Consider the following 16,919-nt stretch of genomic DNA (forward strand, 5'->3'; position numbering starts at 1 on the left):
ATGATTGACGAGGTATTGTAATATGAAGAATTTTAGGGAATAACTTTAATGCTATATTTGCCAATAGCAATAGTTATTAAGCATTACTAAATACAAGAAACATACTTATGACCCTAATAAAATCTATTTCAGGAATACGCGGAACCATTGGTGGCAATCCCGGTGACAACCTAACACCTATTGATGCTGTGAAGTTTGCTTCGGCGTACGGAACTTTCATTAAAAAGCAGCGTAATAAAGATGAATACCGTGTTGTGGTAGGGCGTGATGCTCGTATTAGTGGTGAGATGCTTCAACAGTTGGTTATGCAAACACTTGTTGGGATGGGGATTGATGTTGTAGATCTTGATCTATCAACAACACCTACAGTTGAGCTTGCAGTTCAATTAGAGCACGCCGATGGCGGAATTATTCTGACTGCATCTCATAACCCAAAAAAGTGGAATGCATTGAAACTATTAGATAAAAACGGCGAGTTCTTAAATGCTGAAGCAGGCGCTGAAATACTAAAGATCGCTGAAGCTTCAGATTTTGCTTATGCCGAAGTAGACGATTTGGGCGATATACACAAAAATGACGCATATATTGATATTCATATAGACGAAGTTCTGGAACTAGAATTAGTTGATGAAGATGCCATTAGAGCTGCCAAATTTAAAATTGTGGTTGATGGAGTGAATTCAACAGGAGGTATCGCAATTCCAATGCTTTTAGAACGTCTGGGCGTACAAGTTGAAAAACTATTTTGTAATCCTAACGGAGACTTTCCGCATAATCCTGAGCCTTTAAAAGAGCATTTAGGAGACATCTGTAAACTGGTTCCAGAAGAGCGCGCAGATCTAGGAATAGTAGTAGATCCTGATGTAGATCGTTTGGCTTTTATTGATGAAACAGGGGAGATGTTTGGTGAGGAATATACACTTGTTGCTTGTGCAGATTATGTATTGAGCGAGAATCCCGGTAATACGGTTTCTAATTTAAGTTCGTCTAGAGCACTTAGAGATGTTACTCAGAAACACGGCGGCACCTATTATGCGGCGGCTGTAGGAGAGGTAAATGTGGTTACCAAAATGAAAGAAGTAAACGCAGTTATAGGTGGTGAAGGTAATGGTGGAATTATCTACCCTAAATCACATTATGGTCGCGATGCTTTAGTAGGCGTTGCTTTATTTCTAACGCATTTGGCTAAAAAACAGATGAAAGTAAGCGAGCTACGAACAAGTTATCCTGCTTATTTTATGAGCAAGAAAAAAATAGAGCTAACTCCAACTCTAGATGTAGACGGTATATTGAAAAGTATAGCAGAGCGTTATAGCAACGAAGATGTAAATACGATAGACGGAGTTAAAATTGATTTTGAAAACCACTGGGTTCACCTTAGAAAATCGAATACAGAACCTATAATTCGTATTTATACAGAAGCCTCCTCGCAAGTAGAAGCTAATAAAATAGCAGATGATATGATCTCAGAGATCAAAGAAATAGCAGGAATTTAACTTCTTATTTAATCCAATAAAAAAAAACCTTTACCACTCTATTAAGGGCATTTTTTTATTGCACTATTTAGCATGTTTAAAGCGTTTGTGCGTCCAGAGGTAATATTGTGGTGCTTTGTAGATTTGATTTTCCAGATGTTCGGCAAAAGCATCTGTAATATTATAATCAGGTACTGAGTTTGGCTCTTCGGTAATTACTTTAAAAGAAGCTTTGTAAAATCCTCGTTTTACTTTATCTACTGCTAGATAAAGCACCGGCATATTTTCAGATTTTGCGAGTCTTTCTACACCTGTAAAAAACGGAACATTTTGACCTAGAAAATTGGTGCAATATTGATTGCGTCTAGTTTTAGGAGATTGATCAGCAATAAATGCATAGGTAGCCATTTTACCTGCGCGCTGCTGTTTTCTTATAATAAAAGTAGCTTCTTTGTTAGCGAGTAATTTTGAATTCCATTTTTCACGTATATCGTGAATGAGTTTATCAAAATACGGATTTTTTATGCGTTTGTATATTCCGTATCCGCTGTGATCAAAATAAAACTGAAGCGCCGTTAACCATTCATAACTCGCATAATGTCCCATAACAATAAGCGAACTTCGTTGTTCTTTTGCTAGTTTTTCAATGATTGTCAAATCGTCAAATTGAAAACGCTTTTGCAACTCTTCAGCAGAGATAGATATCGATTTTATCATCTCGAGAAACATATCGCACATATGGCGATAAAACTGTTTTTCTATCTTCATTATTTCAGATGCTTCTTTTTCGGGAAATGCCAGTTTCAGGTTTTTTGTAACTGTTTTTCGGCGGTAGCCTACAATGTGATAAGCCAGTACAAAAACAGCATCAGAAACCTTATAAAATAGCCAGAACGGAAGTTTTGAGATCAACCACAAAAGCGGGTAAACCAACCAAAAGATTAGCCATTGCATAAAGCTTAATTTTTAAATTATTCGGCAAATAAGCATATAAAAAGTGAAATTTTGAAAACATTATTGCTCCTCAAAAGCCTTTACGTTTTAGATGCTCTTAGTGCGCAAATATAGGTATATTTGACCCCAAAATTAGAGCTTTTATGGGTGATTTAAATTTAATAACCGTTGTTGTTATTGGTATCAATGTATTGATCTCAATGAAGGGTTTTAATGATTATTCTTTTTTTGAAAAATATAAGTTTAATACAGGCGCAGTACGCAGGGGCGAACAAATACGTATTCTTTCTTCTGGTTTCTTACATGTGAGTACCTCTCACTTGTTTTTTAATATGTTAACCCTTTATTTTTTTGCTCCAATTGTTATTACTCTTTTAGGGAATTGGGAATTTGTAGTTATTTATTTAGGGAGTTTAATTCTGGGGAATTTACTTTCTTACTATTTTCATAAGGATGAATATCACTATACGGCGGTAGGAGCCAGTGGTGCAGTATCTGGAATCTTATATTCAGCTATTTTACTTAATCCAGATATGAGCTTGTATATGTTCTTTATTCCTGTGCCAATTCCGGCATATATCTTTGGAATAGGATATTTATTGTATTCGATTTACGGAATGCGTGCTAATAATGACAATATAGGTCACGATGCACATTTTGGCGGGGCAGTAGGCGGTTATGTTATTACTTTGTTAATGGCTCCGGTGTTGCTTCAGATTAACACCTTGATGGTAGGTCTTTTAGCAATTCCTATCGTGATTTTATTTGTGCTCAGCAAAACCGGTAAGCTATAATGGCACGCCTCTTGCTTTTGTATTAGAAAATAAAACAACTATTATGAAATCTATTTTAATTCTTGCAATTACCGCTATGTCAACTATGGCACATGCACAGCAAATTCAACCAACAGTAAGTGTAACAGGAGAAGGTAAGGTTATTGCCGTGCCTGACGAAGTTACTATACGTATGGGTGTTCAAACCGAAGGAAAAGACGCTAAAACCGTAAAATCTGAAAATGATGCTAGTGTAGATAAAGTGCTTGATTATTTATTGAAAATGAATATTTCTCAGAATCAGGTACAAACAGAATATGTGAATCTGAATAAGAACTACGACTATAATACAAAAACTTATAACTATATAGCGAGTCAGACCATTTCAGTAAAACTGAAAGATTTGTCAAAATATGATAACATCATGTCTGGCCTTGTATCTTCTGGTATTAATACGATAAATGGTGTTGATTTTTCTTCTTCTAAAATGGAAGCATATGAGGCTGAAGCACGTAAGAAAGCAGTAGCAAATGCTAAAGAGAAAGCAAAAGAATATGCTGGCGTACTTGGCCAAAATATAGGCAAAGCTTTATTGATTGCAGAGCAGGGTACCAGTTCACCACAACCTCAGCCTATGTATAAAATGGCAATGGCAGAAATGGATTCAACTCAGCGAACATTAGCTCCGGGTGAATTAACAATCACTTCTAAAATTCAGGTAAGTTTTGAACTTTTAGACTAATGAACATTTAACTTGGCGTTTGCCAAAAACTTGATAAAGGGCTTATAAATTACGTTTATAAGTCCTTCTTCTTTTGTGTAAAACGTGATCATATTTTTTCCAAAGCTGTTGTATAGCTTTGTTTTCTTCCAACTCAGGGTTTGTTTCAACTTGCGTAATTCCGTTAGCAGAAAATAAGTCTTGCATCGCTTGAAATATAACAGCTGTTACTCCTTTTCCTTGATATTCAGGATCAATACCTATCAGGTAAAAAGCTGCAGTATCATTTTGTTTACGGGCTTTTAAAAGATGTATAAAACCAAAAGGCCATAAACTTCCATTAGCTTTTTTAAGCGCTTTACTAAATGAAGGCATTGTGATTGCAAAGGCAATTAATTTTCCTTCAACATTCTCAATACATTTTATATAATGCGGATTGATATACTTAATGTATTTATCCTTATAGTGATCGATCTGGTATTGCTGAATAGGAACAAATGTACTGAGATCGTTATAGGTTTTATTAAGTAACCCAAACATATCATCTACATAAGGCAAAATCTCTTTACTGTTGTTAAAATGTATCAATTTTAGTTTGTAACGCTCAGTAATTATTCGAGCAAACTTTTCTACTTTTTCAGGAGATTTTTTGGGAATCTGAATTTTATATTCTACCCATTCTGAAGCTTTCTCAAAGTTTAGCTTTTCAAAATGCTCTTTATAATAAGGGTGGTTATACCATGTGATCATGGTATTGAGATACTCAAAACCTTCTACGAGCATCCCGGCTTTTTCCATATTGCTAAAACCTACAGGACCTTCAATCCAGTTAAGGTCATTAGCTCTTCCTATTTCTTCAATCTGGGCAATCATGGCTTTGGTAACCTCAAGGTCATCAATAGCATCAAACCAGCCAAAACGCATTTTTGGTTTACCCTGCTCATTAATTTCAATGTGGTTAATGATAGCTGCAATACGTCCCACAGTCTTGTTTCCTTTAAAAGCCAGGAAAAAGCGTGCTTCGGCATTTTTAAAAACAGGATTCTTTTCAGGATCCATGCTTTCGAGTTCGTCATTAACTAATGGCGGAACCCAGTTTGTGCTTTTATCATATAGTGAGAACGGGAATTTGACAAATTGTGTCAATTCCTGTTTCGTTTTCATTTCCTTAATTGTAATCATTCTGCTCGAGTAATATAGCTTGTAAAGGTAACCGTATTTTTATTTCTGCGGAAGTAACTCGTCGTTACTATGAAAATCAAGACGGTAAGAAAGACCTAGTCCCAGTTGTTGGCGATTTGGTGTTTCTTTAAAATTAATTAATGCACTTATATCTACCTGTAAATCTTTGGTGATTAGATAAGCTCCACCAAACCGGAATAAATCATCAGCATAAATATCACTCATAATAACTTGAAATTCTGCAAATGCAGCAATTTTTGGGTTAAAGGAATGTGTCATTGTAGTTATCCAGGCTTTGGTAGGATAATCGGTTAAAAACTGGTCGTATATAAAATTATTAACCCAAACCCAGCGACCCCAATTGTGTTGTGTAATGGCCACGACCTTAGGTGTAAAGCCAGACTGACTTTCTGGTAAAAAAGGGTTGTTATCCTCATACACATAGTTAGCGCCAGAATAAATGGACACAGCGGGTATTAAGGTACGCCACTTAAAAGCTCTGTTTGCGTGATAACTGTAAACATTTATTTTTTCTTCGTAGTTTTTATAAGGATCGTACAATAAATATTTTACACCTGCAGTAACGATAGGGAAGCCGCTATGACTATATGGTTCATTTGCTCCTGAAGTTTGAGTAATCTCCTCATATAAATATGATCCACTAAGGTTAAATTCTAATTGCTCTTTTATAGCTCCATATCTAAACTGAAATTCACCACCAATATTATCAGTTTCAGTATTTAAAAGATTATGAGATTCTTTTCCCATTATAGCGCCTACTTCTGCCTGAAAAACACCACGACCTACCGCAAAAGCACCTTGAGATTGGCCGGGGCGATTGGAGTTGAGTGTTTCAGTGTACTGAGATTTAGCCTGTTGCGTGCAAAAGCACAGCAAGAAGGTTAAACTAAAAATCAATTTAGCTGGCATAATCCTGAAATATTTAGGTTTAAAGTTTAGGTGATAAAATTCCTAATCAGACAAACATAGTGTAAAAATAAGAGATAGCCTAAAGATAGAAATAGAACCCTAAGATTTGGTTTTTATTCTTTTTTTAAGGCTAAAAAGAAGCTTAATGGTTAATTTTGTTTCAAATACCATACTGATGAAATTTATACAAACACTTCTCATAATTCTCCTTATATTTTTTGGTTTACGCATTCTTTTTAGACTGTTAGCACCATATATAATGCGTTATATAGCAAAGAAAGCAGGAGAGCGTTTTCAAAATATGGCTCAGGGATACTCTTCTCAAAATCAATCTTCTAAACCTGAAGGAGAGACCGTGATTGACGAAGTTCCCAAACGCGAGCATACTTCAAATAAAAACGTGGGTGAATATATCGATTACGAAGAAATTGACTAATTTCCGCATTCTAGTTTCTAGCAAATATTTATGAATTTTTCTTTTAAAAAAATAGGGCCACACCTCGCTGTGGTTTTGGTTTTTATAGTAACGGCATTGCTTTATTTTAGTCCGGTGCTTTCTGGTAAAAAAATGTTTCAAAGCGATATACAACAATATCGCGGGATGGCTAGAGAGCAAATGGATTTCAGAGAGCAAACAGGAGAAGAACCGTATTGGACTGATGCTGCTTTTGGAGGAATGCCCACCTATCAATTAGGAGCAAAATATCCTTTTAACTGGATAAAAAGTTTAGATCTTAGTATACGTTTTTTACCTAGGCCTGCAGATTATCTTTTCTTATATTTTATAGGGTTTTACATATTGCTACTTGTGCTTAAACTAGATTGGCGCTATGCAGGATTGGGTGCACTGGCTTTTGGTTTTTCAAGTTATCTTATTATAATTCTAGGTGTTGGTCATAATGCAAAAGCACACGCTATTGCCTATATGCCGCTGGTTTTAAGCGGAATCATTCTCACCTTCCGTAAAAAATATATTTGGGGTTTTGTGCTCACCACTATTGCGATGGCTTTAGAAATTGTAGCCAATCACGTGCAAATGACTTATTACCTCATGCTTTTGGTATTGGTTCTAGGTGCAGCCTATCTTATTGATGCGTTTCGTAAAAAAGAGTTACCACATTTCTTTAAGAGTGTGGGTATTTTGATACTTGCTGTTGGTCTTGCAATCGGGACTAACGCTGCAAGTTTAATGGCAACTTCAGAATACAGCGCTTTCAGTACGCGAGGGAAAAGTGAATTAACTATAACTCCAGACGGAAATCCTAAAACTGACGTTGGCGGTTTAGATAAAGCGTATATTAATCAATACAGTTATGGTATTTCTGAATCACTAGACTTGTTTATTGCCGGTTTATACGGAGGATCTAATTCTGAGCCTTATAAAAAAAATAGTGCCTTTACAGAATTTTTAAAAAAACAAGGAGTTCCTGCAACTCAAGTACCTTCAATTTTTGGACAATTTGGTTTGTATTACTGGGGGAGTCAACCCGGTGTTTCTGGTCCGGCTTATCTGGGCGCAGTAATTGTTTTTCTGTTCGTGCTAGGGTTATTTATGGTAAAAGGCAGACTCAAATGGTGGCTTGTCGGTGGTACATTAATTTCTTTATTATTAAGTTTTGGCGGTAATTTATCGTGGTTTACTGACCTGTGGATTGATTATTTCCCACTGTACAACAAATTTCGAGCAGTTACTTCTATACAAGTAATTTTAGAGTTATGTGTTCCGGTTTTAGCAGTTTTTGGATTATATAAAATGCTTCAGAAAACCGAATCTAAAGCCCATAAATTAAACGCTCTTAAGTGGACAACAATAATCACAGGCGGATTATCACTGATTATTCTTCTGTTTAATGGAAGTCTTTTTTCATTTTCCGGTGGAAACGATGCATTTTTCATTCAGAATTATGGAATGGAATTTATAAATGCAATAAAAGAAGACCGAAAAGCGCTTTTAGTAAGCGATACTATAAAGACTTTAGTATTGGTATTAATCGCTGCCGGATTGATTTGGTTTTACTTGAAAAAAAAGGTTTCAGAAAATCAGGTTATTCTTGTAATGGCGATTCTTATTGTTTTTGACTTGGTTCAGGTTGACCGTCGTTATGTGAATACAGAGAATTTTATGGCTGCTCGCATTGTTGAAAAACCTTTTCAGGCAACACATGCAGATCAGCAAATTTTGCAGGATACAACAAAATATCGTGTTTATGAGCAAAGTATAGGTCTTAATGGTGCACGTACGAGTTATTTTCACAGTTCTATAGGAGGTTATCACGGTGCAAAGCCAGCGCGTTTGCAAGATTTGGTTGAGTTCTATTTATATAATGGTAACATCAAACCATTAAACTTACTCAACGTAAAATATATAATTACACAAAATGAAGAAGGGGCAGAGCAAGTACAGATAAATCCACAAGCAAATGGAAATGCATGGTTTGTGCAAAATGTAAAAATAGTAGCTGATGCAGATACCGAAATTCTTTCTTTAGATAGTTTAAATACTAAACAAACTGCAGTAGTTCAAAAACAATTTGCGGATGAGATTTCAGGGAAGATCTTTCCTCAGGATTCTACAGCTTCTATAAAATTGGTTGAGCATCAGCCTAACTACTTGAAGTATCAATCTAATTCTGATATGGATCGTTTAGCTGTTTTTAGCGAAGTGTATTATCCTGATGGTTGGAATGCATATGTTGATGGAAATAAAGCAAAATATTTTAAAGCAGACTATATCTTAAGAGGAATGATGGTTCCTGCGGGAAATCATATTATAGAATTTAAGTTTGAGCCACAAGTTGTGAAAACCGGTAGTAAAATTAGTTTAGCCAGTAATATTCTTCTGGTTTTAGTTATAATAGGGGCTGTGTTTTTTGGTATTAAAAGATCTCAAAACGACTCAGATTCTGAGACAGTTTCTTAATAGGTTTAAAATCTTCAATAATAAAATTTTAGTTCTGTGAAAAAGGCGTTAATCATCTGTTATTATTGGCCTCCTGCAGGAGGTCCCGGAGTTCAGCGCTGGTTAAAATTTGTAAAATACTTAAGAGATTTTAATGTAGAACCTGTGGTTTACGCTCCAGAAAATCCACATTATCCTCTACAAGATTCGAGCTTAGAGAATGAGATTCCAAAAGGGATTGAAATCATCAAAAAACCTATCTTAGAACCTTACGGTCTAGCAAAATTATTTTCAAAAGAAAGTACGCGTCAAATAAGCTCTGGAATAATAAAATCAAATACTAAACAGAGTTTTCTTCAGAAGCTGATGCTTTTTGTGAGAGGAAATCTTTTTGTTCCTGATGCTCGAAAGTGGTGGGTAAAACCTTCGGTTAACTACTTGTCAAGCTATTTAAAAAAGAATCCGGTAGATATCATTATCACAACTGGTCCACCGCATAGTTTGCATTTAATAGGTTTAGGTTTGAAAAAGCAAACTAACTTGCCTTGGCTGGCAGATTTTAGGGATCCTTGGACAACTATCGGTTATCAAAAAAAATTAAAACTTACAAACTGGGCTATTAAGAAACACGCTAACCTAGAGTTTGAAGTTTTAACTAAGGCAGATCATATACTTGTGACTAGTCCTACCACACAGTCTGATTTTGAAAAAACGACAAGTACACCTATACGTTGTATAACGAACGGTTTTGATGATGAAGATATGCCGAAAACAAGGTTAGATACTGCTTTTACGTTAGCTCATATTGGGTCTTTACTAGAAGATAGAAATCCTAAAATTTTGTGGGATGTACTTCAGGAATTAGTCACAGAATTACCTGAATTTTCAAAAGATTTAAAAATTGAATTGACAGGTAGAGTAGGAGCCTCAGTAATAGATTCGATTAAAGAGAGGGATTTAGGTGATAATTTATCACTTCCCGGTTATATAGGTCATTCAGAAGCTTTACAAAAACAACATAGTGCTCAGCTGCTACTTTTGATAGAAATAGATTCTCAGGAAACCGAAGCAATTATTCCAGGAAAACTATTTGAATATTTGGCGGCTAGAAGACCTATACTTGCAATAGGACCAAAGCATTCTGATATTGATTCAATTTTAGAGAAATCAGAAGGCGGAGTTTATTTTAATTATCAGCAAAAACAAGAATTAAAAAAACTAATTAAAACAAAGTATGAGCGTTTTAAAAGTATCGGAATTCCATCAACAATTGGGAATGTTGACGAGTATTCCAGAAAGAATTTAACTAAAGATCTGGCCCAACTTATATATTCAATCTAATATTAATATGGGCATTGTTGCTTCACAATCCTTTAAAAATTTAATCACAACCTATCTGGGTTTTGGTATAGGAGCGTTGAATACGCTCGTGCTATACGTGCATTTTTTTAAAGACGAATACTACGGCTTGGTAGGTTTTCTATTGAGTGCTGCTACATTAGCAATGCCATTTGTAGCTTTGGGAGTGCAAAACACGATGATTAAGTTTTATTCATCTTATAGCGGGCGTAAGCAAGATGATTTCCTGTCGTTTATGCTGGTTATGCCAATGGCAGTTTTGATTCCTATTTCTATTGGTGTTTCAATTTTCTACGATCAACTGGTTGACTTTTTAGCCTCTAAAAACGAAATAGTACGTCCTTATGTATTTCTTATAGGAATTATTGCTTTTGCAATGGCTTATTTTGAAATCAGTTATGCCTGGTCAAAAACACAATTGCAAAGTGTTTTTGGCAATATGATGAATGAAGTTTTTCATCGTTTAGGTATTATGATTTTGTTGATTCTATTTGCTTTTAAATTACTTACTACCGAAGGTTTTTTATATGGGGTTGCTGTCGTTTATCTTTTGAGAATGGTGATAATGATGAGTTATGCGTTTAAATTACGCAGACCTCGTTTACGGATTTCGATTCCTCAAGAATGGAGTTCTATTTTAAAATATAGTGCATTGATCATTATTGCAGGCTCAATAGCGGTAATGATTCTTGAAATAGACATGTTTATGTTAGGAAAACTCGTGCCTATTGAAAATGTAGCCTATTATTCTGTTGGAATATATATTGCTGCAGTTATAGCAGTTCCTGTGAGAGCAATGCATCAAATTATATACCCACTAACTGCAAATTATTTGAATGAAAGACGATTCATAGAACTTAAAGATTTATATAAAAAGAGTTCTATAACGCTTTACGCAATTTCTGGTTTGATTTTTCTTTTAATCATTTGCAACATTCAAAGTTTATATTTATTACTTGATCCTGCTTATAGTAAGGGGTTGTATGTAGTACTTCTAATTTCTTTGGCAAAGTTGGTAGACAATCTAATGGGAAATAATAATGCAATTTTATACAATAGCGATTATTACCGGCTTGTATTAGTCTTAGGAGTAATCCTTGTTGTTGTTGCTGTGAGTCTCAATCTAATATTTATACCAAAACTAGGAATTAACGGAGCGGCTATAGCTACATTTATGGCTTCAGTTGTTTATGCTTTCTCAAAAATAGTGGTTGTATTTAAAAAATTTAAGATGCATCCTTTTACTAAGGAAACACTTTTTTTAACCAGTATTCTTGGGGCATTAGGATTGGGGTTTTTCTTTTGGGATTTTGAGTGGCATCCTATAGTGTCTATAGGAGTGAAGTCTATTATTTTAAGCTTGGCTTATTTGATAATTGTTTACAAACTGAATATCTCTAATGAAATCAATAATTGGTTAAACCTATACCTATTAAGGAGAAAATCCCGACCTGAATAAAATCAAGTGCGGGACCTTCCAACTAACCAACCAAAGCGTTTATATTTTAATTACCTCTTCTTGATCTTGAGCTGTCTCTAGATGTTGTTGAAGAAGCATTTTTTTGAGTACTTCTATTAGTTCTTGCAGCATTACTACTGCGCGATGTTTGTGAGCGTTGTTGTACGCTACGTTGCGGACTTGCAGCTCTTTTTGCTACAGTTCGCTGAGCGCTTTGTACTTTACGCTGACTACTAGAATTACGTTGTGCAACTGAGCGTTGTGTATTAGCTTTTCTAGGAGTTGCAATATTACGATTATTTGAGCTTCTTTGAGCAACAGAACGTTGTTGATTTGCTCTTTTTATCGTGTTATTTCGACTAGAATTGCTAGTTCTTGCATTTTTAACCGAATTTCTTGCAGAATTAGTAGCGCGCTCTGAATTTTGAGAGCGACTTGTAACCCTTGTATTTCTGTTTACAGTATTATTAGATCTATTATTGATAATAGCATTGTTATTACTAGACCTTCTTTGAGTAGTATTCGCACTGCGAGCTTGTCTAGAATTGCTGTTGCTTCTACTAGTTCTATTTGCTATAGTTTTACGACTAGAGCTTGATCTGCCAGAATAATTTCTCGTATTATGAGCCTGAGCTCTTGCTCTGGAATAGCTACCGCGTCTAGCATTGTTGTGTGCAACACGACCTTTTGGTCTTTTAAAATCATGATATGCGTTTCTGTATCCATTACGATATCCTTGGGTATAGTGACTTCTATGATAAGCATAATCATAACGTACAGGACGATAGTATCTTCTATAGGGTGTGTTATAAACTAAACATCTGTCAAAAAATGGTCTATAAAAGAAGTTGTGATATGGATGATATACATATCTTCTGTTGTATATGTTGATATAACCAGTCACGTGTGAAAAACGAGCACCACTATAATATATATTTAAGCCACCAACATTGACGATTCTATTATTTCTATAATTTATATAGACATTTCCTGCTTGGGTGATTCTACCCCAATTATCATAATAGATGGGTACACTTTCAACTTGAATTACAGCACCATAATCATCATATTGTACATATGGATCATAATTGTAACCTGAGTTATAGCTAATATTTACAGGACCTGCATTTACGTTCACATTAACGCCTTGAGCAACCTGTGGTAAAACGAAATCAAATTCTCCATCTGGATAAACCGAAAATTCAACACCATCTTCTACAAAAATATAACGGCTACCGTCATAGTATCTATTAATTGAGGTATCATCCAAGGTTTCTGCAGTTGCAGGACCTAGGCCTGTTAACAGGCCAACAAAAAGATAAATTAGATTTTTCATAAGTTCTAGATTTAGATTGTTTGTACTCTTTTTTAATAATTTTGGATGGTACACTGTTATAAGTACAAGTAGTGTGCCATAAATTGAAAAGGGTTACCAGAAACAGGTGTAACAATATCTAGAATTTTGACACTAATATTGTGAACAATCAAAAAACCAATACATTATGATGCTTAGAGAAGATAGGAATTTATTAGTAGTTGCTCATTTGAGTCAACTATTAGATTTTGTAACCGGGGTAGGAGGGTTTATCGTTCCGTTAATTTTATGGTTAACTCAGAAAGATAAAGTGATGCAAATGGATGAACACGGAAAGCAGATAATCAATTTTCAGATAAGTATTTTTATTTATTCAATACTATGTATACCTCTTATTTTGCTGTTAGGTCTTGGGATACTAGGGTTTATTGTGCTGGGAATTTTGGTATTAATATTTCCTATAATCAATGCTATCAAGGCTTCTAACGGAGAACCTACTTATTATCCTTTAAGTATTCAGTTTTTGAAATAATTTTGAAATGATATTCATAAAAAAAGCCCTGCAATAGTGCAGGGCTTTTAATTTATATATGGTTGAATTTATTCTTCATCTTCACCATTATAATAAGCAGCAGTACCATGCTCGTGTACATCTAAGCCTTCTATTTCTTCTTTTTCAGAAACACGTAGACCTATAGTTTTCTTCACTATAAATAATACTATGAAAGAAGCTAACACGGCCCAGCCTATCATAGAGATAGATCCTAAGAATTGAACACCAAGTTGACCAAAGCCACCTCCATAAAGAACACCACCTTCAGTAGCAAAAACACCTACTAAAACAGTACCTAAGAAACCACACACACCGTGTACGGATACAGCTCCTACAGGATCATCAATCTTAAGTTTCTTGTCAATGAATTCAATAGATAATACAACTACAATACCACAGATAAAACCTATAGCAAGTGCTCCAAATGCATCAACATTACCACAACCAGCGGTAATACCTACAAGACCGGCTAAAGCACCATTAAGAGTCATAGAAATGTCTGGTTTTCCGTAACGCATCCAAGTTAAAAAGAGTGCAGTAACAGCTCCTATTGCAGCAGCAATATTTGTGTTTATTATAACTTTTCCTACTGCGATTGAATTTTCGCCACCAAAAGCTAATTGTGATCCACCGTTGAAACCGAACCAACCTAACCAAAGGATGAATACACCAAGTGCTCCTAATAGTAAGTTGTGTCCTCTAATTACATTTACTTCTCCGTTAGGACCATATTTTCCTATTCTAGGGCCAACTAATTTTGCAGCAACTAAAGCGGCAAAACCACCTACAGCGTGTACAATTGTTGAACCTGCAAAGTCAATAAATCCAAGATTGTTTAACCAAGCCTGATCATCAAAAGGCCATAACCAACTACCTGAAACCGGGTAGATGAATGTAGTTAACACAGCAGAGATAATTAAATAAGAAGAAAACTTGAATCGTCCTGCAACTGCTCCAGAAACAATAGTTGCTGCTGTAGCACAGAATACTGTTTGAAAAAACAGGTTGTGCCAATCATCTTGATTGAAAAAAGCGAGTTCTGCAGGGTTTCTCATAAAACCACCAAGTATAGATTCTCCACCATACATAATAGAGTAACCTACTACCCAGAACATTAATGATCCAATAGCAAGATCCATTATGTTTTTCATAATAATGTTACCGGCGTTTTTAGCACTTGTAAAACCGGTTTCAACTAAGGTGAAACCTGCTTGCATAAAGAATACTAAGATAGCAGCTATGATGATCCAAAGAATACCCAAATCTGCATTAATAGCATCTACAGCAGTCTGAACAGCATCTGCTGGTTCTTGTAATAACATATAAGCCATAAAATTCATTTGTATAGATTAATTAGTTTTAGTTTAAAGTATCTGGCCCTTTTTTGCCCGTTCTTACTCGGTAAGCTTCCTGTACCTCAGAGACAAATATTTTGCCATCTCCAACTTCTCCAGTAGCGCCTGAGTCAAGAATTGCAGCAATTGTAGCCTGTTCAAAATCATCATTTACAACAATTGACAAATATCTTCGCTGTATATCACTGGTACTATAAGATACACCACGATATACGTGACCGTGTTTCTCATTTCCAAGGCCGGTTACATCCCAATAGGAGAAAAAGTTTACCCCTTTTTCATGTAAAGCCTTTTTAACAGCTGAGAATTTTGATTTTCTAATAATTGCTTCAATTTTTTTCATTGTAAAATTTAGTTTAGGTTAAAATGAATATACGGCCGCAAGCAAGAAAGAACCTAAGCTACCTGTGAAAGTAGGAGTTCCGTCATACGAGTCAAGAAATACATCTTCACTTGCAGAATCTAATCTAAATTCGGGAATAAATGTCAAAGGACCAACTTTTGCATTACCAGATAAAGTAACAGCAAATACATTAGCATCTCCTTCAGCATCTGCACCTCCAATAGCATCAAAACCGTTTATCCCAGTACCGAATTGACTAAAGTACTCTGGGCGAAGTCCTAATGAAAATGAATCGCTTAAAGCTGCCTGAGCGTAAAGAGCTACTCCATAGAACCCATAATCATCAGCTAAATCTCCAGCATCCGTAGTGTTATAAGTAGCGTTTAATCCTAGATAGAAGGAATCACTTAAGTCATAACCGGTAGTTAAATCAACTTGAAAAGTTGATCCAGCTCCTTCTCCCATGCCTTGATCAGTATAATCTCCATCCTGATCTCCGTATAATAAGTTTAAGAATGTGCTACCGCTGTCTGTAGAATATCCTAACTGACCTCCAAACGTGTAACTTCCTGATGGGTTAAAGTCAGTGAAGTCTGTAGCATTCATAACAGCAAGCATTGCACTCCAGTTATCATCTAAAGCAAAATCTGCTTTAAGACCTGAGTGAGAGAATGGTCCGTAAGAAAACATGTAAGAAGTAGAGTAGTTAAAGTTTGCGGCTGGTGAAATAACTTCATACCCTAAATAGGTGTTCCAGTTACCAAAAGTTAAGGTTACACTTTCGCTAACATTCCAGTAAACGTATAACTGATTAACAATACTAGAACTAGCAGTCGTAGAATTAAAAACCGCATCTGTCCCACGAGGACCATAAACAAGATCAGCAACAGCTCCTACATTTCCTTTTTCATAACTTAATACTGCATTTGCCATACCTAAAGCAAAACCAGGTTGGTTTGCAAAAGAAGATCCTGGTGCAGGATATCCTTGATCAGTAACCTTATTAAGGGTAGTGATGTTCTGTCTGAAATACGCATCAATAGATCCAGATAATGTGAATCCATCAGTCCATGAAGTTTCTTCTTCTTGAGCAAAGGCAGAAATACCTAAGCAAAGCATTACAGGTAAAATTAATTTTTTCATTTTTTAAATTGATTAATTGGTGAGATGCTAAACTAGGTATTATTTAAAACTGCCCCTAAAAAAATAGGGGTGTTGGTCAAATTTTTATTGTTTCGATAATTATACCCCCTAATTTTTCAGGGTATGTTACTCGAAACCGATTTCGATAGATTCAAATTGTGATATTATTTATGTTTTATGTGCAGTTTTTGTTAATTATTGGTAAAAATTGAGGTAAAAAAGCATCAAAAACGTCAATTGTTAACATTCGCTTAAGATTTGACGTTAATTAATTATTGAAGAAAAGAGCATTTTTTATCAAAAACCCATTTCGTTTTCATCAAAAAGAAAAGGCATTTTTTGATTTCTTTATAATTTATAGTACTTATTTTATGAAAATCGAAATAATAAAAATCTTATTCTTTAAAATTATTGGCATTTCAGTTTATTGAATAGCTTTATGATTCTGTCTTTAATAA

15 protein-coding genes are annotated in these 16,919 nt (G+C 35.2%); 8 read left to right on the forward strand and 7 right to left on the reverse strand.

What is annotated here, in order from left to right; all coding sequences use genetic code 11:
* Window positions 1-107: 107 nt before the first annotated feature.
* Window positions 108-1,496, forward strand: coding sequence for a phosphoglucosamine mutase (gene glmM / locus DSM02_RS07435; protein ID WP_128765025.1), 1,389 nt, complete (start codon window positions 108-110; stop codon window positions 1,494-1,496).
* Window positions 1,497-1,559: 63 nt separating this feature from the next.
* Here glmM and DSM02_RS07440 read toward each other — a convergent pair whose 3' ends face one another.
* Complete coding sequence (locus DSM02_RS07440; protein WP_128765026.1) at window positions 1,560-2,429, reverse strand: lysophospholipid acyltransferase family protein; 870 nt, start codon at window positions 2,427-2,429, stop codon at window positions 1,560-1,562.
* Between the two features lie 143 nt (window positions 2,430-2,572).
* Here DSM02_RS07440 and DSM02_RS07445 point away from each other — a divergent pair, with 143 nt between their 5' ends.
* Together DSM02_RS07445 and DSM02_RS07450 are read left to right on the forward strand one after the other, a co-directional pair.
* Window positions 2,573-3,223: a rhomboid family intramembrane serine protease gene (locus tag DSM02_RS07445; RefSeq protein ID WP_128765027.1), complete on the forward strand. Its 651-nt coding sequence runs from the start codon at window positions 2,573-2,575 to the stop codon at window positions 3,221-3,223.
* A 43-nt stretch (window positions 3,224-3,266) separates the two neighbouring features.
* Window positions 3,267-3,944: an SIMPL domain-containing protein gene (locus tag DSM02_RS07450; RefSeq protein WP_128765028.1), complete on the forward strand. Its 678-nt coding sequence runs from the start codon at window positions 3,267-3,269 to the stop codon at window positions 3,942-3,944.
* A 42-nt stretch (window positions 3,945-3,986) separates the two neighbouring features.
* Here DSM02_RS07450 and DSM02_RS07455 read toward each other — a convergent pair whose 3' ends face one another.
* Together DSM02_RS07455 and DSM02_RS07460 are read right to left on the reverse strand one after the other, a co-directional pair.
* Window positions 3,987-5,105 (reverse strand): GNAT family N-acetyltransferase, encoded by a 1,119-nt coding sequence (locus DSM02_RS07455; protein WP_128765029.1) that lies wholly within the window; start codon window positions 5,103-5,105, stop codon window positions 3,987-3,989.
* A gap of 39 nt (window positions 5,106-5,144) precedes the next feature.
* On the reverse strand, window positions 5,145-6,035 hold the full coding sequence (locus DSM02_RS07460) for a transporter (RefSeq protein WP_128765030.1): 891 nt from the start codon (window positions 6,033-6,035) through the stop codon (window positions 5,145-5,147).
* Window positions 6,036-6,210: 175 nt separating this feature from the next.
* Here DSM02_RS07460 and DSM02_RS07465 point away from each other — a divergent pair, with 175 nt between their 5' ends.
* From DSM02_RS07465 to DSM02_RS07480, 4 genes are all read left to right on the forward strand, one after another.
* Window positions 6,211-6,471: a DUF4834 family protein gene (locus tag DSM02_RS07465; protein WP_240674002.1), complete on the forward strand. Its 261-nt coding sequence runs from the start codon at window positions 6,211-6,213 to the stop codon at window positions 6,469-6,471.
* A 30-nt stretch (window positions 6,472-6,501) separates the two neighbouring features.
* Window positions 6,502-8,955 (forward strand): YfhO family protein, encoded by a 2,454-nt coding sequence (locus tag DSM02_RS07470; RefSeq protein WP_128765032.1) that lies wholly within the window; start codon window positions 6,502-6,504, stop codon window positions 8,953-8,955.
* Window positions 8,956-9,099: 144 nt separating this feature from the next.
* The gene (locus DSM02_RS07475) at window positions 9,100-10,275 is read left to right on the forward strand and encodes a glycosyltransferase (RefSeq protein WP_317128232.1); all 1,176 of its coding nucleotides are present in this window, start codon (window positions 9,100-9,102) and stop codon (window positions 10,273-10,275) included.
* A gap of 7 nt (window positions 10,276-10,282) precedes the next feature.
* Window positions 10,283-11,752, forward strand: coding sequence for a lipopolysaccharide biosynthesis protein (locus DSM02_RS07480; protein WP_128765034.1), 1,470 nt, complete (start codon window positions 10,283-10,285; stop codon window positions 11,750-11,752).
* A gap of 46 nt (window positions 11,753-11,798) precedes the next feature.
* Here the strand turns inward: DSM02_RS07480 and DSM02_RS07485 are convergent, their stop codons facing one another.
* A complete protein-coding gene (locus tag DSM02_RS07485) occupies window positions 11,799-13,088 on the reverse strand; it encodes a hypothetical protein (protein ID WP_128765035.1) in 1,290 nt (429 codons plus the stop codon).
* Between the two features lie 166 nt (window positions 13,089-13,254).
* Here DSM02_RS07485 and DSM02_RS07490 point away from each other — a divergent pair, with 166 nt between their 5' ends.
* Complete coding sequence (locus DSM02_RS07490; RefSeq protein ID WP_236638806.1) at window positions 13,255-13,599, forward strand: DUF4870 domain-containing protein; 345 nt, start codon at window positions 13,255-13,257, stop codon at window positions 13,597-13,599.
* 68 nt (window positions 13,600-13,667) lie between these two features.
* On the opposite strand, the gene DSM02_RS07495 is transcribed toward DSM02_RS07490, so the two are convergent.
* Genes DSM02_RS07495 through DSM02_RS07505 form a run of 3 tightly spaced genes read right to left on the reverse strand, consistent with a single transcriptional unit; the run spans window position 13,668 to window position 16,461 of the window.
* A complete protein-coding gene (locus DSM02_RS07495; protein WP_382403029.1) occupies window positions 13,668-14,951 on the reverse strand; it encodes an ammonium transporter in 1,284 nt (427 codons plus the stop codon).
* A 28-nt stretch (window positions 14,952-14,979) separates the two neighbouring features.
* Window positions 14,980-15,318: a P-II family nitrogen regulator gene (locus DSM02_RS07500; RefSeq protein ID WP_128761026.1), complete on the reverse strand. Its 339-nt coding sequence runs from the start codon at window positions 15,316-15,318 to the stop codon at window positions 14,980-14,982.
* Window positions 15,319-15,336: 18 nt separating this feature from the next.
* Window positions 15,337-16,461, reverse strand: a complete 1,125-nt coding sequence (locus DSM02_RS07505; protein WP_164918258.1) for a porin — start codon at window positions 16,459-16,461, stop codon at window positions 15,337-15,339.
* Window positions 16,462-16,919: the final 458 nt, after the last annotated feature.

The sequence above is a fragment of the Leeuwenhoekiella polynyae genome, from assembly GCF_004104075.1.
GTDB classification, from domain to species: domain Bacteria; phylum Bacteroidota; class Bacteroidia; order Flavobacteriales; family Flavobacteriaceae; genus Leeuwenhoekiella; species Leeuwenhoekiella polynyae.